Source organism: Blastococcus saxobsidens, assembly GCF_010682065.1.
GTDB lineage: Bacteria > Actinomycetota > Actinomycetes > Mycobacteriales > Geodermatophilaceae > Blastococcus > Blastococcus saxobsidens_B.
On record NZ_JAAGWG010000041.1, the window covers coordinates 1 to 18,856 of the forward strand.

Consider the following 18,856-nt stretch of genomic DNA (forward strand, 5'->3'; position numbering starts at 1 on the left):
GCGATCCAGGGCGACACCACCGCCGCGGTGACCGCGATCGAGGAGATCTCGTCCATCGTCGCGCAGATCTCCGACCGGCAGACGACCATCGCCTCCGCGGTGGAGGAGCAGACGGCGACCACCAACGAGATGAGCCGCTCGGTGCAGGAAGCGGCCAGTGGCACCACGCAGATCGCGGAGAACATCTCCGGGGTCTCCACCGCCGCGGACTCCACCACGCAGGCGCTCACCCAGACCCGCACCGCCGTGGACGAGTTGTCCCGGATGGCTGCGGACCTGCGCTCCACCGTGGGTCGCTTCACCTACTGACCCGCGGCCGCCCCGGCCGAGCCGGGTGGTGACCCCTTCCCCGGTCGCCACCCGGCGCGCGCCGATCCGTGCGCGGCGGTCGGTTGCGGGGCGGGACCTGCCGATAACACCGCTGACGGCGCCGGCCGCGGGGTTCACCTTGACTCCGCGGCCCGGCCGCCGATGACCCAACGGGGCCGACTGCGCCCCGTCGCAACCAGAGAGAAGGCAACTGTGGACGGTCTGGACGACATCGTCGAGGAGTTCCTCGTCGAGAGCCACGAGAACCTCGACCAGCTCGACACCGACCTGGTGGCGCTGGAGCAGGAGCCCAATTCCCGTGAGCGGCTGTCCAGCATCTTCCGCACGATCCACACCATCAAGGGCACCAGCGGCTTCCTGGCCTTCAACCGGCTGGAGGAGGTCACGCACGTCGGGGAGAACATGCTCAGCCGGCTGCGCGACGGCGAGCTGGAGCTGACCCCGCGCCGCACCAGCGTGCTGTTGCAGATGGTCGACACCGTGCGTTCGCTGCTGACCTCGATCGAGGCCAACGGAGGCGAGGGCTCGGTGGACGTCTCCTCCGTCGTCGCCGAGATCAGCGCCGCCATGGAGAACGGTGACGCCCCGGCCGACGCCCCCGCGGCGGCACCCGCCGCCGCCGAGGCCCCCGTCGAGGCCCCGGCCCGTGCCGCGACCAGGAAGACCCCGGCCAGGAAGGCCCCGGCCAAGAAGGCGCCCGCCACGGCCGCCGCTCCCGCGAAGCGGGCACCGCGTGCCAAGGCGGCCCCGAAGCCCGCTCCCGTCGTGGAGGAGCCGGCCGTGGAACTGCACGATGACCTGCCCGTGGAGCCGCTCACCCCGGCCGCCGTCGCCGAGGAGCACCCGGTGTCCGAGACCGTCGTCGACCACCCCGAAGGGGAGGCCGCCGCCCCCGACGCCGCCGGCGGGCAGACCCGCCGCGCCGTCGCCGACAGCACCATCCGCGTGGACGTGGACCTGCTCGACGAGCTGATGCTGCTCGTCGGCGAGCTGGTCCTCACCCGCAACCAGATCGTGCAGAACGTCGCGCGGCAGACCGACACCGACCTCATCCGCGCCTCGCAGCGCCTGAACCTCATCGCCAGCGAGCTGCAGGAGGGCGTCATGAAGACGCGCATGCAGCCGATCGACCACATCTGGTCCAAGCTGCCGCGCGTCGTCCGCGACCTGGGTCTCCAGCTCAAGAAGTCGATCCGCCTGGAGATGGAGGGCCGGGAGACCGAGCTCGACAAGACCCTGCTCGAGGCGGTCAAGGACCCGCTGACCCACCTGGTCCGCAACTCCGTCGACCACGGCATCGAGGCCCCCGAGGACCGCAGGCGAGCCGGCAAGCCCACCGAGGGCGTCCTGACGCTGCGCGCCCGGCACGAGAGCGGCCAGGTCGTGGTCGAGGTCGCCGACGACGGTGCCGGCATCGACCCGGTCAAGCTCGGCGCCAAGGCGGTGCAGCGCGGGCTCCTCACCCAGGACGCGCTCACCCGGATGAGCCCGGCCGACATCCTGCAGCTCATCTTCCTGCCCGGCTTCTCCACCGCCGCGGCGGTCACGAACGTCTCCGGTCGCGGTGTGGGCATGGACGTCGTGAAGACCAACATCGAGTCCATCGGCGGCACCATCGAGGTCGAGTCCGAGACCGGGCGCGGCACCGTGTGCCGGCTGCGGATCCCGCTGACGCTGGCGATCGTCCCGGCCCTGACGGTCGAGTGCGCCACCGACCGGTACGCCATCCCCCAGATCAGCCTGCAGGAGCTCGTCAGCCTGGACGCCGAGAAGGCCGCGAACGCCGTCGAGGAGGTCGGCGGCGCGCAGGTCTACCGGCTGCGCGGGGAGCTCCTCCCCCTCGTCCGGCTCACCGACGTCCTGGGCCTGACCTCGGAGCGGCACGACGGCCACGTCGTCATCGCCGTGCTGCGGTCGGAGGGCCGGCGTTTCGGCCTCGTCGTGGACCGCGTCATCAACACCGAGGAGATCGTCGTCAAGGCGGTCGGCGGCCAGCTCAAGGCCATCGGGCTCTACTCCGGGGCCACCGTCCTCGGTGACGGCACCGTCGCCCTCATCCTCGACGTCCAGGCGCTCGCCCGGCGCGCGCTGCGCACCGAGACCACCGACCGCCAGGAGTCCCGGGCCACGGTCAGCCAGGCCTCGGCCGCCGAGACCGAGCGCCAGCGCATGCTGCTGGCCTCCATCGGTGGGGGACGGCGCGTCGCCATCCCCCTGGACACGGTCACCCGCCTCGAGCAGGTGCGCACCGAGTCGGTGGAGAAGGTCGGCAACCGCGAGGTCGTGCAGTACCGCGGGGCGATCCTGCCGATCGTCCGGCTGGACCGGCACCTGGGTGCCTACGGCGAGAGCGACCGCGAGGTGCTCGAGGTCATCGTCTACGCCGACCACGGCCGCAGCGTGGCCATCGTCGTCGAGGAGATCCTCGACATCGTCGACGGTGAGTCCGCGATCCGCAGCGACATCGACGACATGGGCCTGCTCGGCTCCGCCGTCCTGGGCGACCGGGTGACCGAGCTGCTCGACGTCCGCGCCGCGATCCTCGCGGCCGACCCGCAGTTCTACTCGGCTCCCCCGTCCGCCCTGAACCCGTCCTCGGCGCCGTCCGGCGTCTCCGACTCCCTGCTGGAGGTCTGATGTGACCGCCCCGACCCTCTCGAGCCCGGCGCCCGCCACCAGCGGGCAGCTGGCCACCTTCCGGCTGGACGGTGACCTCTACGGCATCGAGGTCGAGCACGTGCAGGAGGTGCTGCGCAGCCAGCAGCTCACCCGCGTGCCGCTCGCCCCGACCGCCGTCGCCGGCCTGATCAACCTCCGTGGCCAGGTCGTGACCGCGATCGAGCTCCGGGAGCGACTCGGCCGGCCGCCGCGTCCGGAGGGCACCGACCCCGTCGTCATCGTCGTCCGGCTGCACGGTGAGGCCGTCAGCATGCTGGTGGACTCCATCGCCGACGTCGTCGACGTCGACGCCGGTGACTTCGAGGCCCCGCCGGACACCCTGGAGGGCCAGGCCCGCGACCTCATCCGCGGTGCCTACAAGCTCCACGGGCAGCTGCTGCTGGCACTGGACGTCCAGAAGGCCGTCAACAGCGCCTGAGGATTACTGACGGTGATCCTGCGATAACACAGCTCACCCGGACACGCGGCCGTCACTCCTTCGCTCTCCTGCGAAGGGGTGACGGCCGCGTGGCTTTTCGGGGGGCGGGGCACCAGCATGGGACTTCGTTCGGTCCCGAGACGCTGGAGGCGCCGCCATGCCCTACTCGCTGGTGAGTGCCGCGACGCTCGGCTTCGACCTGGTCCGCCTGCCCGCCGGGCGCGCGGTTGCCGAGGTCCTCCTGACCGGCCTGGGCGCCGACGAGGCCGCCTTCGCCCGGCTGGCCGCCGTCCACCCCGCCCGCGGGCTGGACCGCGAGCAGCGCGGGGTGCGGGTGGTGCGGTCCCGCCGGGCGCGGGAGATGGCCGCCGGGGTCCCGCACATGCGCTCCGCCGCCGACGCCGGCGCAGGTGCGGGGGACCGCACGGCGCTGCTGGTCGCCCAGCTCGAGCAGGGCACCATCGGCGACGCCCCCACCCTGGAGCGGCTCCTGCGCGAGGACGTGCTGGGCCACGAGCACCCGCTGCGTGCCGACGTCGACGCCGACGCCTGGGACGAGGCGGCCGAGGTGCTCGCCGACGCTGCCGTCGGCTTCTGGGCCGCCGGGGTCCTGCCCCCGCTGGTCCGGCGGGAGCTGACCGCAGCGTTCGACCGTGCGCAGGACGCCGGCCCGCTGGGCACCCCCGCCGGCTGGGGCCTGGGTCCGGCCACCGACGAGCTGACCTCCTTCCTCGACGCCGTGCGCGACCTCGACGACGCCGGCCGCACCCGCTGGCGGATCGCGGTGGACGAGAACCGTGCCGCGCACCGGCCGTGGGCCACCGCCATGCACGAGGCTTCCTGGGGTGCCCACGTGTCGGGGCGGACGCGGGCCCTGGCGGCCGCCCAGCTCCTCGCCGTCCAGGCCTTCCTCGACGGCGGTTTCGACCTGCGCGACGGTGCGGCCGGTGTCTGGAACGCCGTCTCCGGCTGCGTCCAGGGCATCGTCCTGGCCGACCTGCTCGGCGAGGAGTCCGCAGCGGTGCTGCGCGCCCCGCGCGACCGCGTCGCCGGCATTTCCTGATCATCGCCGGAGTGCCCCGCCGGAATTGATCACACGGTCACCGGCCTTTCCCGGGACCATTTGTCGATTTCCGGCCCACCGGTGATCGCGCCGCAATTCGTCGACGCCGATTGACGGCGAAAAGATTGCGTCAGACCTTGTGCGTGTCGGCTGTAATCCCGGCGCGCGGCGCCGAGAATCTCAGGACAGCACCGACCCGCCCCGATCCCGTGCCACCGCAGCCGCGGGCCGAGGCGTCCCCGAGCACACCTGTCACGTCGTCCCCCCACCTCCCACGCCCGGTGAACCCGGGCGCCGGTGGCGTGCGCGACGCGTCCGGAGTCTCGTCGCTGTGCCTCGGCGTCGCCCGTCCCCCTCCCGCAACAGTCGGGGCAGGAGAGGCGCCGCCGGCCGTCGCAGGGCTCAAGCCGGGCGCGGAAATGCCGATACAGACATCGCCCCCGCCAGATCGCCGGGGGCGGGCCCAGGAGGACGTGTGAATCCGATCAAGGTGATGGTGGTCGACGACTCCGTCGTCGTCCGCAAGATCGTCACCGACGTGCTCTCGGAGGACCCGGGGATCGAGGTCGTGGGCACCGCCGTCAACGGCAAGGTCGCCCTGAGCAAGATGGAATCGCTCAAGCCCGACCTGATCACGATGGACATCGAGATGCCGGAGATGAACGGCATCGAGGCGGTGCGTGCCATTCGCGCCGGTGCCGGGGGTGGTGGGGCGGGACGAGCACCCAGCCGGGTGCCGATCATCATGTTCAGCACCCTGACCGAGCGCGGCGCCACCGCCACCCTGGACGCGCTGTCCGCCGGCGCCAACGACTACGTCACCAAGCCGGCCAACGTCGGCAGCGTGGCGCAGTCGATGGAGAGCGTCCGCCAGCAGCTCATCCCGAAGATCAAGGGCCTCACCGGGCGCCCGGTCACGCCGCTGCGCTCGGCCGCGGCCACGGCCCCTCCCCCGCCGCCGCGGCCCGCCGCGCCGCGCACGGGTCCGGGCAAGAAGCCGGCCGTCCTCGTCATCGGCTCCTCCACCGGCGGCCCCGAGGCGCTGGCCCGGGTCCTCCCCGCGCTGCCGGCGAACCTGCCGGTGCCGGTCCTGCTGGCCCAGCACATGCCCCCCGTCTTCACCCGCCAGTTCGCCCAGCGGCTCGACCGCCTGTGCGCGCTCCGCGTGGTCGAGGCCGTCGACGGCACCCCGCTGGTCCCCGGCACCGTGCACCTCGCGCCCGGCGACCACCACCTGGTGGTGCGGGCCAACGGGCGGGCGTCCTTCGCCACGTCCCTGAACCAGAACCCGCCGGAGAACTTCTGCCGGCCCGCCGTCGACCCGCTGTTCCGTTCCGCGGTGGCCGCCTACGACGGCGCGGTCCTCGGCGTGGTGCTCACCGGTATGGGCGCCGACGGTCGCAACGGCTGCGGCGAGATCCGCAACGCCGGCGGCACCGTGGTCGTGCAGGACCAGGCGACCTCGGTCGTGTGGGGCATGCCGGGCGCCGTCGCCCAGGCCGGGTACGCCGACGAGATCCTGCCGCTCGACCGGATCGCCGAGGCGATCCACCGGCACCTCGCCGGCACCGTGACCTTCAACTCCGCAACAACCATGGCCGTGGGAGGTCGTCGATGAGCCTGACCGCGACCAGTTTCGACTGGGTCCGTGAACTCGTCCGCAAGGAGAGCGCCATCGTTCTCCAGCCGGGCAAGGAGTACCTGGTGGAGGCCCGCCTCCTCCCGATCGCCCGGCAGATGGGTCTGCCCGACGTCGGCAAGCTGGTGGAGACGGTGCGGGTACGCCCCAGCGCCGAGGACACCCGGCGGATCGTCGAGGCGCTGACCACGAACGAGACCTCGTGGTTCCGCGACGGCGACCCGTTCACCGCTCTGACCTCGACGGTGCTGCCCTCGCTGCTCAGCTCCCGTGGGGCGAACGAGCGGCTGCAGATCTGGTCGGCCGCCTGCTCGAGCGGGCAGGAGCCGTACACGATCGCGATGCTGCTGGACGACGTGCTGCCCAACGCCGCGTCGCGGGTGTCGATCACCGCGACCGACCTCTCCCGCGAGATGGTGCAGCGCACCCGGGCGGGCAAGTTCAGCCAGCTCGAGGTCAACCGGGGCCTGCCCGCGCCGATGCTCGTCCGCCACTTCCAGCGGGCCGGCAACGAGTGGGAGGTCTCCAGCAACCTGCGGCGCATGGTGAACGCCACCGAGTGCAACCTCGCCGCGCCGCTGCCGCGGATGGGCCCGTTCGACGTGGTCTACCTGCGCAACGTGCTCATCTACTTCGACCTGCCGACCAAGCAGTCGATCCTCCGCCGTGTGCGGGACCTGATGCGACCCGACGGGTGGCTGTTCCTCGGTGCTGCCGAGACCACCCTGGGTGTCGACGACTCATGGGAGCGGGTCGTCATCGGCCGTAGCTCCGCCTACCGCCCACTGAAGGGGAAGTAATGCGTGCTCTGGTGATCGACGACTCGCGCGCGATGCGCCGGATCGTCACCGGGATCCTCACCAACCTCGGCTACGAGGTCCGGGACGCCGGCCACGGCGGGGAGGGGCTCGACGTGCTGAACGAGGGCTGGGTGCCCGACCTCGCCACCATCGACTGGAACATGCCGGTGATGGACGGGCTGCAGTTCGTGTCGGCTGTCCGCTCGAACCCGGCCTGGCGCCGGATGACCATGATGATGGTCACGTCGGAGAGCGAGCACACCCAGATCGTCCGAGCTCTGGCCGCGGGTGCCCACGAGTACATGATCAAGCCGTTCACGGCCGACGCCTTCCGCGACAAGCTCGCGCTGCTCGGCCTGCTCCCGCAGGAGGTTGCGCTGTGACATCCACCGACACCGGCCAGCGCCGTCGCGGCAGCGACGCCCGCCCGGTCATCACCGAGCTGATCGACGAGATGACGATCCTGGCGATCGCCGAGGAGGCCTGGGTCTCCCTGGTCGGCGAGGACGAGGTCCTCGTCCCGATCCCGAGCGAGCTGCCGGGCGACATCCTGTCCAGCTGGGTCGACGTCGTCGGCCCCTGGACCGGCAGCGTCGTCCTGACCACCGGCCGGGCCACCGCCGAGGAGCTCTCCCGGGCGCTGCTCCGCGAGTCCGCGCCGGAGCTCCTCGACGACGAGGACGTCGCCGACGCCTTCGGCGAGATCGCCAACGTGGTCGGCGGCAGCATCAAGGCCGCACTGCCCGGCCCGTCCGGGCTGAGCCTGCCCCAGGTCGGCAACGCCCCCCTGGTGCGCAACGCCGGTGACCTCTGTCGCGTCGACGTCGTCTGGCGCGGCGAGCCGCTCACCATCTCCGTGCAGGGCGCCCTCCCGCCGCTGCCGGTTCCCACCCCCTCCCGCGAGAACGAGGTGCCCCTGTGAAGATCCTGATCGCCGACGACAGCCGCGTGATGCGGCAGATCGTCATCCGCACCCTGCGCCAGGCCGGCTACGACGACCACGACATCGTCGAGGCCGAGGACGGCGCCGACGCGCTGGCCAAGGTCGGCTCGGAGCAGCCCGACCTGGTGCTGTCGGACTGGAACATGCCCAACATGAGCGGCATCGAGTGCCTCCAGGCGCTGCGCGCCTCCGGGTCCGCCGTGCCGTTCGGCTTCGTGACCTCGGAGGGCTCGCCCGAGATGCGGGAGAAGGCCAGCAACGCCGGCGCGCTCTTCCTCATCGCCAAGCCCTTCACCGAGGACACCTTCCGCGAGCACCTGGACGGGGTGATCGCGTGACCGCCCCCGCCGGCGTGCAGCTCCCCGCCGCCAAGGACATCCGCGACATGCTCGCCGGCCTGGTCGGCAAGCCGGTCGCCGTCTCCCCCGGCGCTCCGGTGACCCCGGCGCCGGACCGCCCGGTCGCGGTCGCCGTCTACGTCGACCCGCAGATGAACGTCAACGCCCTGTGCCTCATGGACCTGGGTGCGGCCGCCTACACCGGCTCCGCCCTGGCCCTGCTGCCCCCCGGTGGCGCGCAGGACGCGGTCGAGGAGGACGGCGAGCTCTCGGGCATGCAGGTCGAGGCGCTGCACGAGGTGGTGAACGTGCTCTCCGCGCTGTTCAACACCCCGGGTGCCCCGCACTCCAAGCTGCACAAGCTCTACGCCCCCGGCGAGGAGGTGCCCGGCGACCTGGCCGGCATGCTCGCCGCCTTCAACCGGGTCGACCTCGCCATCGAGGTGCCCACCTACGGCAAGGGATCGCTCTCCTTCGTGCTCCCCTGAGCGATGACATCGTCGTCCTCCGGACGACACCGCGATCAGGTGCCGTCCCCCGACGGCGCTGAGCCGCTTCGTCGTCCCTGCGCGGACCCCTCCGGGGCCGACTCGGGACGACCGTGCACACAGCGAGACCCCCGTCGCACCCGCGACGGGGGTCTCGCTGTGTCGTGCGCGGGCCGGCTCAGGCGATCGCCGGCTCCGGTTCGTCGGCCTCGGTGGGCAGGCACGCCCAGACGTGCTTGCGGTCCTCGTCGACGTACCAGCCGTGGGCGACCGACAGCCGGGCGACCAGCTGCAGGCCCATGCCGCCGTGTGCGGGGTCGCGCTCGCAGGTGGGGGCGGGCATGGAGTGCGGCGCCCGGTCGCTGACGTCCAGCAGCCATCCACCGCTGCCGGCCACCACCGTGGCGACGACGGGGGTCTCACCGTGCCGCAGGGCGTTGGAGGCCAGCTCGTCGAAGGCCAGGACCAGCTGCTCGCTCGACGGGTCCTCCCCCTCGGGGGGATGACCGACACCGCAGAGCCGGGTACGCAGTCCGGCTCGCGCGGCCGCCAGCTCGGCGAGGCCGGTCAGCCGCCAGCGCCACATCTCGCCGCGGCCGTTCGGCAACGGACGCACGGGCCACACGAGTCGCACCATGCCTCCCCCTCGGCTCAGGTCCGGACGAACGGGGGGTTCCCCGCTGACGGCTCCGTCAACCGCGGGTAACGGGTAGATCCGGGACGGCTGTGCGCAGGGTCACCCCGATCGGGGGAGGGTGGCCGCACCCCGCCCGCATTGCTTTACGTGTCCCGAGCAGTCACGCTGGGTGTCATCTGCTGCCGTCGGCGCGGCCGGCGCGGGGAGCACGAGGATGAGGCCGGACGACACCACGGTCGTGCGTGGCGATCTGCTCCTCCAGGCGGTCGAGGGCATGGACCGCCCGCTGTTCGTCCTCGACGAGGACTGGCGGTTCACCTACGTCAACCCGGCCGGGGCGAGGGTGCTCGACCGCGAGGTCGGCGACCTCGTCGGCCGCGACATCTGGGTGGAGTTCCCCGAGGCCGTGGGTGGGCCCTTCGAGTCCCTCTACCGCGCCGTCCGCCGGACGGGACGGGCCGACGGCACCGAGGCGTGGTTCGGTCCGCTGGGCAAGTGGTTCCGCGCCGACGCCTTCCTGACCGACGCCGGTCTCGTCGTGAGCTACGACGACGTCACCGAGCGCCGCCGCGCCGTCGACGAGCGCGTGGCCGCCGTCGCCGCGCGCGAGCAGGCGGTCGCCGAGGCGGGGCAGGCCGCCCGCGACGCGGAGGAGGCCGGGCGGCACCTGATGCTGCTCGGCGACATCAACCTGGCGATGACCTCGACGCTGGAGGCCGACGAGGCCGTGGGGCGGTTCGCCGCCCGCGTGGTCCCGCTGCTGGCCGACTGGTGCCTGGTGAGCGTGGTGGACGCGCACGGCACCCGGCGCGATGCCGGCCGGGCCCATCGCGACCCGGCGCTCGTCGAGGCCATGCACCGGTACGCCGACGCGCGCGTCGCCACCAACGACCGGACGGCACCGGTGCCCGTGGCGCTGCGCGACGGGCGGCCGGTCATCATCCCCGAGCTCCAGGAGCACCACTTCCGGACCATGATCACCAGCGACGAGAGCCGGGAGGCGCTCGCGCCGCTCGCCCCGTCCGCCGTGGCCACCTTCCCGCTGACGGCCCGGGGAGAGGTGTTCGGCGCCCTCACGCTGGTCAACGGGGCCGAGCGCGGGGCGCACACCCCGGAAGAGCTGCGCACGGCCGAGATCGCCTCGCGGCGGGCGGCCCTGGCGCTGGACAACGCACGGCTGGCCCTGGCCAGCCAGCAGGTGGCCGAGCGGCTGCAGATGAGCCTGCTGTCGCCGCCGGTGCAGCCGGACAGCCTGGAGCTGGCGGTGCGGTACCGGCCGGCCACGCAGGGCGTCTCCATCGGCGGCGACTGGTACGACGCCTTCCTCCAGCCCGACGGCCACACGGTGCTGGTCATCGGCGACGTCATGGGCCACGACATCGAGGCGGCCGCGGCGATGGGCCAGGTGAAGACGCTGGTGCGCGGCATCGCCTACGACCGGCAGGAGGCGCCGGCCGCGCTGCTCAGCCGGGTGGACCACGCGCTGGTGGGGCTGGCGGTCCCGGCCATGGCGACCGCCCTGGTGTGCCGCGTGGAGCAGGAGGAGGCCGAGCGCGCAGCGGGTGTGCGCCGGCTGCACTGGGCCTCGGCCGGCCATCCCGACCCGATGCTGCTGCTGCCCGACGGGCGCGTGCTGGACCTCGCCGTGGACGTCGGCCCGCCGCTGGGCATCGGGTGGCTCGGCGCGCGCTCCGACGGGGTGGCCGACCTGCCCGACGGCGGCACGCTGGTGCTGTTCACCGACGGGCTGTTCGAGCGCCGCCGGGTGCCGCTCGACGAGGGCCGCGACCGGGTGCGGGCGCTGCTGGCACGCTCGGCCGGGCTCTCCCTGGACGAGCTGTGCGACCGGCTGCTCGAGGAGATGCTGGGCGAGGGCGTGGAGGACGACGTCGCCGTCCTGGCCGTCCGCGCGCACCCGAGCGGGGCCGACCGCCCGGCCGGGGCCGGCCCGGAGCTCGTGCCCCCGCTGGTGGCCCCGCCCGGCTGAGCGGGAATCGGGCGCCGAGGCGCTCGATCGGGATCGTGGTGCCGGCGAGCGACCCCCGGGGGCCGAAGTGGCGATTTCGGCCCCCGGAGGGGCCGAAGTGGCGATTTCGGCCCTTGGAGGGGGTGGCCTCAGTCCGGGTGGCGCAGCAGGTACCGGCCGAAGTGCGGGACGGTGAAGGCGATCTGGCCACGCTCGGCCGAGTACACGAGGCCCTTCTTGATCAGCGAGTCCCGGGCGGGGGAGAGGGACGCGGGCTTGCGGCCGAGCGACACCGCGACCTCCGACGTCGCCACCGCCGCGCCGCTCGGACCGCCGAGCTCGGCCATCGCGTGCATGTACTCCCGTTCGGCGGGCGTGGCCCGGTCGTAGCGGGAGCCGAAGAAGCCGACGGCGAGCTCGGCCTCGGCGGCGGGGGCGGCCATGGCGACGTCGGCGGCGGTGATGGGGGAGGAGGCGGCGACGTCCCAGGTGACCTTGCCGTAGGCCTGGACGAAGTAGGGGTAGCCGTCCGCGGCCTCGTAGAGGGCGTCGAGCGCCGCCGGCTCGAAGGTGACGTCCTCGCGCTCGGCGGGGGCGAGCAGCGCGCGGTCGGCCGCCTCGCGGTCCAGCCGGTCGATGCGCAGGTAGCGGAACAGTCGCTCGGAGTAGCTCTTGGAGGCCGACAGGACGGCCGGCAGGTGGGGGAGGCCCGCGCCGACGACGATCAGCGGCGCACCCTGCTGGGAGAGCTCGTGGCAGGCGGCGCAGACGGCCGACACGTCGTCGGGCGCGATGTCCTGCATCTCGTCGATGAACAGCGCGATGCCGCTGCCGATGTCGGCGGCCACGCCCGCCGCGTCGCTGAGCAGCTCGACCAGGTCGATCTCCATGTCGCCGGAGTCGGCCCGCCCGGTGGCGGCGGGGACGTCGATGCCCGGCTGCCAGCGGTCGCGTACCTTCGCGTCCGCAGGCGCCACCCGTTGCGCGAAGGCCTTGACCACCCCCAGCACCTCGGCCACCGAGTCCTGGTCGCCGTGCCGGGGGCCGAGCTCCCGCAGCGCCATGTGCAGGGCCGAGCTGACCGGCCGGCGCAGCGACTGCTCCGGGCGTGCCTCGATCTTGCCGGTGCCCCAGCCGCGGGAGATGGCCGCCGAACGCAGCTGGTTGAGCAGCACGGTCTTGCCGACGCCGCGAAGCCCGGTCAGCACCAGCGAGCGCTCCGGGCGGCCGTGCGCGATCCGCTCGAGGACGACGTCGAAGGCGGTCAGCTCGCTGTCCCGGCCGGCCAGCTCGGGCGGGCGCTGCCCGGCGCCGGGGGCGTACGGGTTCCGCACGGGGTCCATGTCGACCACCGTATGGCCTTCTCTACGCGGTGCCCTAGAGATCGGTAGAACCGGCTGGCGCGTGTCGCCGGGCTCAGGACGACGGGAAGGACGCCCAGCTGCGCACCGTTGCCGAGTCCTGCTCGAGCCGCGTGCGCGACGCGCCACCGAACGGGGTCTCGGTGACCTCGAGCCGGACGGAGGAACCGTCGCGCAGCGACAGGGTCACGGACGTGTTGGACGACCGCGCCCGCCGCTCGACGCCCACCCCGGCGATGTCGGCGCGGTGCAGCACGTGGTCCCGCCAATGGTTGCGGACGACGAGCCTGCCGTCCGGGGCGCCGAACGCGCCCAGCCGGTGGAGCCGCCAGCTCAGCCCGGCCGCGAACAGGCAGAAGAGGAGGCGCAGCCCCCAGCCCGGGTCGCCCCTCAGCGTCACGACGCCGGAGAAGCTCAGCACCGTCACGGCGACCGGGAACACGACGAGCCACGCCCGCGCCCAGCCCGGCGGCCGGAGCGCGAGGGTCCCTCCCGAGGTGGTCACGGTCGGACCCTGCGGCGTCGAGCCCCGTCTGTCACCGTCTAGCGGTCGGGCTAGACACGACTAGGTGACCGGAGATCCCTCGGGCGACGGTCCTGGACCGCTAGCGTCGTCGTCGTGATCAAGTTCTTGCTCAAGGTCGTCATCCTCGGCGCCGTCTTCTTCGGCCTCACCAAGTTCGACGTCCTGCCCGGGCTGAACGTCGTAGAGAACCCGGACGGTCCGCTCGGGGTGTACGGCACCTACCTGTGGATCGCCCTGATCTTCGGCGTCGTCAACGCGATCGTCGGGCCGCTGCTGCGACTGCTGTCGCTGCCCTTCGTGGTGCTGACCCTCGGCCTCTTCCTGCTGGTCATCAACGCGGCGCTGCTCGGCATCACCGCGGCGCTGACCACCCGCCTGGAGATCGACGGGTTCGTCACCGCGCTGCTCGGCGGCCTGATCCTCGCCCTGGCCGGCTGGGCGGCCGACCAGCTGCTCGACCGCTGACCCCTTCGGCGACGGCCGCGTCGCCATGACGGAGGTCTCACCGGGCAGTAGCGTGGCCTGACATGGCCAGTGACACCGGTGTCGCCCCGGAGATCCCGGTGCGCGACCGGAACAGCGGCTCCGCGGGCGGCTCGCTGACCGAGCTCGCCGCGCTGGAGGCCGCCCGCGACGAGAAGCGTCGGGTGCTCGACCGGGCGGCACGGGTCGCCGCCGGGGGAGCGGGCCAGGACGGGGTGCTGCCCGCCGGCTGCCGGGCCGACGACCTGCCGGCGCTGATGCGGCGCTACTACTGGAGCGAGCCGGCCGAGGAGGTCGTCGGGCACGATCCGGCCCAGCTCGCCGCGCTCACTCTCGGCCACCTCGCGGTGGCCGAGGTGCGACCGCCCGGCGCCGCGACGGTCGACGTCCAGCAGGGGGCGGGAGAGCGCGCCCGCGCCGTCGTCCGGCTGGTCACCGACGACATGCCGTACCTGGTCGACTCCGTCACCGCCGAGGTCGTCCGCCAGGGCTTCGCGCTCGAGCACATCGTCCACCCGGTGCTCGTCGTCCGGCGCGACCTGCGCGGCCGGATCACCGAGTTCTGCGACAGCGGCGACGCCGCGTCCTGCGGAGCCGACGCGGTCGCCGAGTCCTGGATGGCCGTGGTCCTGGACGGGCCGCTGGACGCCGAGGCGGCCGAGGACCTCGTGGCCGGCCTGCGCACCGTCCTCGACGACGTGCGAGCCGTGGACGAGGACACCGCTCGGCTGCGCGAGCGGGTCCGCGAGCTGGCCTCCCGGCTGGACTCCATGAGCCCCCAGGCGGTCGGCGTCCCCTCCGACGACCCGGTCGAGGCCGCGGCCCTGCTGCGCTGGCTGGCCGACGGCAACTTCGTGCTGCTCGGCGCCCGCGAGGTGGAGCTCCCCGCCGGCGCCCGGCCCACCGCGCGGCCGGTCCCCGGGACCGGGCTGGGGGTGCTGCGCAGCGACGCCGACATGAGCGGCAAGGCGGTCACGCCGGAGGCCGCCCAGGCGCCGGCCGACCACCTGCTCAGCGTGACCAAGGCCGACACCCGCTCCTCGGTGCACCGCCGCGCCTGGCTGGACCTGATCGCCGTGACCGCGCCGGCCGACGCCACGGGCGCCCGCCGGCAGTACCGCTTCGTGGGGCTCTTCCCGTCCTCGGCGTACACGAGCAGCGTCCTCGACGTCCCGCTCGTGCGGCGCCGGGCCGCCGAGGTGATCGCCCGGTCCGGGGTGCCGGCGGACAGCCACACCGGCAAGGAGCTCCTCGACATCCTGGAGACCTATCCGCGCGACGAGCTGATGCAGGTCGACGCCGACGAGCTGCTCCCGGTCGCCATGGCCGTGCTGCACCTGCAGGAGCGCCGCCAGACGAGGCTCTTCCTCCGCCAGGACCCCACCGGCCGGTTCTGGTCGGCGCTGGTCTACCTGCCGCGCGACCGGTACACCACCGAGGTGCGGCTGGCGATGCAGAAGCTGCTGCTCGAGCGGCTGGGCGGCACGGGCATCGAGTTCACCGCCCGGTCGACCGAATCGGTGCTGGCCCGGCTGCACTTCGTCGTCCGGCTGCCGGTGGGTCGCAAGGGCGGCGCCCCGCGGCGGGTGGACGTCGACGTCGACGCGCTGCAGGACGAGCTGGCCGCCGCCGCCCGCAGCTGGGCCGACGACCTCTCCGACGCCCTGGCGGCACGCTTCGGCGCGGACGCCGAGAAGGTGTTCGCCCGCGTCGCCGACGCGTTCCCGGCCGCCTACCAGGAGGACTTCCCGGCCGAGCGCGCCGTGGAGGACCTCGCCCGGCTGGAGGGCCTGGAGACCGGCGGCCTGGCGCTGCGGCTGTGGACGCCGGCCAAGGCGGCCCCCGGGGAGCGCCGGCTGAGCGTCTACCGGGTCGGCGAGCGGCTGCTGCTGTCCCAGATCCTGCCGATGCTGCAGAACATGGGCGTCGACGTCGTCGACGAGCGGCCCTACGAGCTGGACCGGATCGGCGCCCCGCCCACCTGGATCTACGACTTCGGCATCATGATCGCCTCGGCCGTCCCCCCTGCAGACCTCCCGCTGCTGCGCTCGCTGCCCGAGCGGTTCACCGACGCCGTCGGCGCGGTGTGGCGCGGCGAGGCCGAGGACGACGGCCTGGGCGCGCTGGTCATGCTGGCCGGCCTGAACTGGCGCCAGGTGACCGTGGTGCGCGCCTACGTGCAGTGGCTGCGCCAGGCCGGGCTGCCGTTCAGCCAGGCGTACGTGGAGCAGACTCTGGCCGCCCACCCCGGCGTCGTCGCCCGGCTCGTCGCGCTGTTCGAGACCCGCTTCTCCCCGGGCCGCGTCACCGGGCGCGAGGCCCGGCAGGCCGACCTGGTCGAGGCGCTGCGCCGCTCCATCGGCGAGGTCGCCTCCCTGGACGCCGACCGGGTGCTCAGCTCGCTGCTGGCCGCGGTGACCGCCACCCAGCGGACGACGTACTACGCGGGCGGCCCCCTGGCTCTCAAGCTCGATCCCGCCGAGGTGCCCGACCTGCCCGACCCCCGCCCCAGGCACGAGGTGTGGGTCAGCTCGCCGCGGGTCATGGGCGTGCACCTGCGCTTCGGCAAGGTGGCGCGCGGGGGGCTGCGCTGGTCCGACCGCCGGGAGGACCTGCGCACCGAGGTGCTCGGGCTGGTCAAGGCGCAGATGGTCAAGAACACCGTCATCGTGCCGACCGGCGCCAAGGGCGGGTTCGTGGTGAAGAACCCGCCCGCTCTGACCGACCCCGCCCAGCCCGCGTCGCGCGAGGCCGTGCTCGCCGAGGGTCAGGCCTGCTACAAGCTCTTCATCGGGGCGCTGCTGGCGCTCACCGACAACCTGGTCGACGGCCAGGTCGTCCCGCCGGCCAAGGTGGTCCGCCACGACGGCGACGACTCCTACCTGGTGGTCGCCGCCGACAAGGGGACGGCGACCTTCTCCGATCTGGCGAACTCCGTCGCGCTGGAACGCGGGTTCTGGCTGGGCGACGCCTTCGCCTCCGGCGGCTCGGTCGGCTACGACCACAAGGCCATGGGCATCACCGCCCGCGGCGCGTGGGAGTCGGTGACCAGGCACTTCCGCGAGCTGGACCTCGACGTCGCGACGCAGGAGTTCACCGTCGTCGGCGTCGGCGACATGTCCGGCGACGTCTTCGGCAACGGCATGCTGCTGTCGGAGCACATCCGGCTGGTGGCCGCCTTCGACCACCGGCACGTCTTCGTCGACCCGGCACCGGACGCCGCGACGTCGTTCGCCGAGCGCCGGCGGCTGTTCGACCTGCCCCGGTCCAGCTGGGCGGACTACCACCCCTCGCTGATCAGCGAGGGCGGTGGCGTCTGGCCGCGGACGGCGAAGTCGGTGCCGGTGTCCGGGCAGATGCGGGCCGCGCTGGGGCTTCCCGACGGCGTGACGTCGCTGAGCCCGGTCGAGCTCATGCGCGCCATCCTGCTGGCCCCGGTGGACCTGCTGTTCAACGGCGGGATCGGCACCTACGTGAAGGCGGCGTCGGAGAGCCACCTCGAGGTCGGGGACAAGGCCAACGACGCCGTCCGCGTCGACGGCGGGCAGCTGCGGGTCCGCGTCGTGGGGGAGGGCGGCAACCTGGGGCTGACCCAGCGCGGCCGCATCGAGTACGCGCTGGCCGGTGGCCGGGTGAACACCGACGCCATCGACAACTCCGCCGGCGTCGACACCTCCGACCACGAGGTCAACATCAAGATCGCCCTCAACCGGCCGGTGGAGGAGGGGCGGATCGATCCCGAGGGCCGGGCGGCGCTGCTGGGGGAGATGGCCGACGACGTCGCCGCCGCCGTCCTCACCGACAACCACGCGCAGAACGCCACGCTCGCCGCCGAGACCGCGTCGGCGCGCAGCCTGATGGACGCCCACGAGCGCTTCATCCGGTCGCTGGAGCGCTCCGGGCGGCTGCTGCGCGCCGTCGAGGCGCTGCCGGACGACCGCGCGCTGACCGAACGCCGCCGCGACGGGCAGGCGCTCACCAGCCCGGAGCTCTCCGTGCTGCTGGCCTACGCCAAGCTGCAGGTGAGCGACGCGGTGCTGCAGTCCGCGCTGCCCGACGACCCGGCGTTCGAGGAGCTGCTGGTCGACTACTTCCCGGCGCCGCTGCGCGAGCGCTTCCCCGCGGCGGTGACCGGGCACCCGCTGCGCCGGGAGATCATCGCGACCGCGCTGACGAACCGCGCCGTCAACGTCGCCGGGGTCACCGGGCTGTTCCGGCTGGTCGAGGAGACCGGGGTCCCGCTCCCGGCGGTCGTGCGGGCGCACGCGGTGGCCCGCGCCGTCTTCGGGATCGACCACATGTGGGACGCCGTCCGCCCGCTGGACAACCGGGTGTCCGCCGCCGTCCAGGTCGAGGTGCGCACCGAGGCCACCCGGCTGGCCGAGCGGACCACCCGCTGGCTGCTGCGCCAGCCGGATCTCACCGCGGAGAACCCGCCAGCGCTGGCCGAGGTCACGGCGCGGTTCGCCGGGTCCGTGGCCGAGGTGCAGGCCGGTCTGCCGGTCTGGCTGCAGGGCAGCGAGGCCGCGGCCTACGCCGCCCGAGCGGGCCGGCTGCGCGAGGCGGGTCTGCCCGGGGAGCTCGCCGCCCGGGTGTCGGCGGCGTCGCTGCTGCCCGCAGCGCTCGACCTGGCCGTGGTCACCGAGCGGACCGGCGCCCCGGTGGCGCTGGCCGGGCAGGTCATGCAGCTGCTGGCCGAGCGCCTGGGCCTCGTCGCGCTGCGGGACCTGGTCACAGCCCTGCCCCGCGACCGGCGCTGGCCCTCGATGGCCCGCGCCTCGCTGCGCGACGACCTGGCCATGGAGCAGTCCTCGCTCACCGAGGACGTCCTCGGCCTGCGATCGGGCGACGACGAGACCCCGGCCGAGCTCGTCGGGCGCTGGGAGGAGGGCTGGGACGCCGCGCAGCGACGAGCGGCCGGTCAGCTCGCCGACATCACGGCGGGCGACCGCCAGGAGCTGGCCGAGCTGCTGGTCGCCGTCCGGACCCTGCGCGGTCTGCGCAAGCGCCGTCAGGCCCGCCGCATCCCCCGCCCCGGGGAGAAGTAGCCGACACCTCTGGCCGTGTCTGCGCCTCTCTAGCGCCGGAGCTAGAGAAGGTCAGACATTGGTCGTCACCGGACCGTCATGCCTGGTGGGGTTGGCGCCGTCCGGCGGGGGCACGGTCCCGGGGACCTGTCGTCCAG

At 73.5% G+C, this 18,856-nt stretch carries 15 protein-coding genes and 1 pseudogene; 13 read left to right on the top strand and 3 right to left on the bottom strand.

From position 1 onward, the window contains the following. From GCU60_RS18560 to GCU60_RS18605, 10 genes and pseudogenes are all read left to right on the top strand, one after another. Positions 1-309 (top strand): annotated as a pseudogene (locus tag GCU60_RS18560) (methyl-accepting chemotaxis protein); the annotation flags it as partial. Between the two features lie 213 nt (positions 310-522). Then, positions 523-2,967, top strand: coding sequence for a chemotaxis protein CheW (locus GCU60_RS18565; RefSeq protein ID WP_163207952.1), 2,445 nt, complete (start codon positions 523-525; stop codon positions 2,965-2,967). 1 nt (position 2,968) lies between these two features. Then, on the top strand, positions 2,969-3,427 hold the full coding sequence (locus tag GCU60_RS18570) for a chemotaxis protein CheW (RefSeq protein WP_163207954.1): 459 nt from the start codon (positions 2,969-2,971) through the stop codon (positions 3,425-3,427). A gap of 157 nt (positions 3,428-3,584) precedes the next feature. Then, a complete protein-coding gene (locus GCU60_RS18575; protein WP_163207956.1) occupies positions 3,585-4,490 on the top strand; it encodes a hypothetical protein in 906 nt (301 codons plus the stop codon). 475 nt (positions 4,491-4,965) lie between these two features. Then, the gene (locus GCU60_RS18580) at positions 4,966-6,108 is read left to right on the top strand and encodes a chemotaxis-specific protein-glutamate methyltransferase CheB (RefSeq protein ID WP_163207958.1); all 1,143 of its coding nucleotides are present in this window, start codon (positions 4,966-4,968) and stop codon (positions 6,106-6,108) included. Further along, a complete protein-coding gene (locus tag GCU60_RS18585) occupies positions 6,105-6,929 on the top strand; it encodes a CheR family methyltransferase (RefSeq protein ID WP_163207961.1) in 825 nt (274 codons plus the stop codon). Before GCU60_RS18580 ends, GCU60_RS18585 begins: the two co-directional genes overlap by 4 nt. After that, on the top strand, positions 6,929-7,312 hold the full coding sequence (locus GCU60_RS18590; RefSeq protein WP_163207962.1) for a response regulator: 384 nt from the start codon (positions 6,929-6,931) through the stop codon (positions 7,310-7,312). The genes GCU60_RS18585 and GCU60_RS18590 overlap by 1 nt, the downstream gene beginning before the upstream one ends. Further along, entirely contained in the window at positions 7,309-7,851 is a 543-nt protein-coding gene (locus tag GCU60_RS18595; RefSeq protein WP_163207964.1) for a chemotaxis protein CheX, read from the top strand. Before GCU60_RS18590 ends, GCU60_RS18595 begins: the two co-directional genes overlap by 4 nt. Further along, entirely contained in the window at positions 7,848-8,210 is a 363-nt protein-coding gene (locus GCU60_RS18600; RefSeq protein ID WP_163207966.1) for a response regulator, read from the top strand. The genes GCU60_RS18595 and GCU60_RS18600 overlap by 4 nt, the downstream gene beginning before the upstream one ends. Further along, positions 8,207-8,698: a hypothetical protein gene (locus GCU60_RS18605; protein WP_163207968.1), complete on the top strand. Its 492-nt coding sequence runs from the start codon at positions 8,207-8,209 to the stop codon at positions 8,696-8,698. The genes GCU60_RS18600 and GCU60_RS18605 overlap by 4 nt, the downstream gene beginning before the upstream one ends. A 178-nt stretch (positions 8,699-8,876) precedes the next feature. On the opposite strand, the gene GCU60_RS18610 is transcribed toward GCU60_RS18605, so the two are convergent. Next, on the bottom strand, positions 8,877-9,335 hold the full coding sequence (locus GCU60_RS18610) for an ATP-binding protein (protein WP_163207970.1): 459 nt from the start codon (positions 9,333-9,335) through the stop codon (positions 8,877-8,879). Between the two features lie 214 nt (positions 9,336-9,549). Here GCU60_RS18610 and GCU60_RS18615 point away from each other — a divergent pair, with 214 nt between their 5' ends. Next, on the top strand, positions 9,550-11,322 hold the full coding sequence (locus GCU60_RS18615) for a SpoIIE family protein phosphatase (RefSeq protein WP_163207972.1): 1,773 nt from the start codon (positions 9,550-9,552) through the stop codon (positions 11,320-11,322). 128 nt (positions 11,323-11,450) lie between these two features. On the opposite strand, the gene GCU60_RS18620 is transcribed toward GCU60_RS18615, so the two are convergent. Both GCU60_RS18620 and GCU60_RS18625 read right to left on the bottom strand, forming a co-directional pair. Then, a complete protein-coding gene (locus tag GCU60_RS18620) occupies positions 11,451-12,644 on the bottom strand; it encodes an ATP-binding protein (RefSeq protein ID WP_163207974.1) in 1,194 nt (397 codons plus the stop codon). A gap of 73 nt (positions 12,645-12,717) precedes the next feature. After that, complete coding sequence (locus GCU60_RS18625; RefSeq protein ID WP_163207976.1) at positions 12,718-13,167, bottom strand: hypothetical protein; 450 nt, start codon at positions 13,165-13,167, stop codon at positions 12,718-12,720. A gap of 114 nt (positions 13,168-13,281) precedes the next feature. Here GCU60_RS18625 and GCU60_RS18630 point away from each other — a divergent pair, with 114 nt between their 5' ends. Together GCU60_RS18630 and GCU60_RS18635 are read left to right on the top strand one after the other, a co-directional pair. Then, entirely contained in the window at positions 13,282-13,653 is a 372-nt protein-coding gene (locus GCU60_RS18630) for a phage holin family protein (protein ID WP_163207978.1), read from the top strand. A 62-nt stretch (positions 13,654-13,715) separates the two neighbouring features. Continuing rightward, positions 13,716-18,719: an NAD-glutamate dehydrogenase gene (locus tag GCU60_RS18635; RefSeq protein WP_163207979.1), complete on the top strand. Its 5,004-nt coding sequence runs from the start codon at positions 13,716-13,718 to the stop codon at positions 18,717-18,719. The last annotated feature ends 137 nt before the right edge of the window (positions 18,720-18,856 follow it).

Coding starts and splice junctions, on each gene's coding strand:
- GCU60_RS18575 (WP_163207956.1), top strand. CDS start 3,585: ATGCCCTACTCGCTGGTGAGTGCCGCGACGCTCGGCTTCGACCTGGTC.
- GCU60_RS18585 (WP_163207961.1), top strand. CDS start 6,105: ATGAGCCTGACCGCGACCAGTTTCGACTGGGTCCGTGAACTCGTCCGC.
- GCU60_RS18590 (WP_163207962.1), top strand. CDS start 6,929: ATGCGTGCTCTGGTGATCGACGACTCGCGCGCGATGCGCCGGATCGTC.
- GCU60_RS18610 (WP_163207970.1), bottom strand. CDS start 9,335: ATGGTGCGACTCGTGTGGCCCGTGCGTCCGTTGCCGAACGGCCGCGGC.
- GCU60_RS18615 (WP_163207972.1), top strand. CDS start 9,550: ATGAGGCCGGACGACACCACGGTCGTGCGTGGCGATCTGCTCCTCCAG.
- GCU60_RS18620 (WP_163207974.1), bottom strand. CDS start 12,644: ATGGACCCCGTGCGGAACCCGTACGCCCCCGGCGCCGGGCAGCGCCCG.
- GCU60_RS18635 (WP_163207979.1), top strand. CDS start 13,716: ATGGCCAGTGACACCGGTGTCGCCCCGGAGATCCCGGTGCGCGACCGG.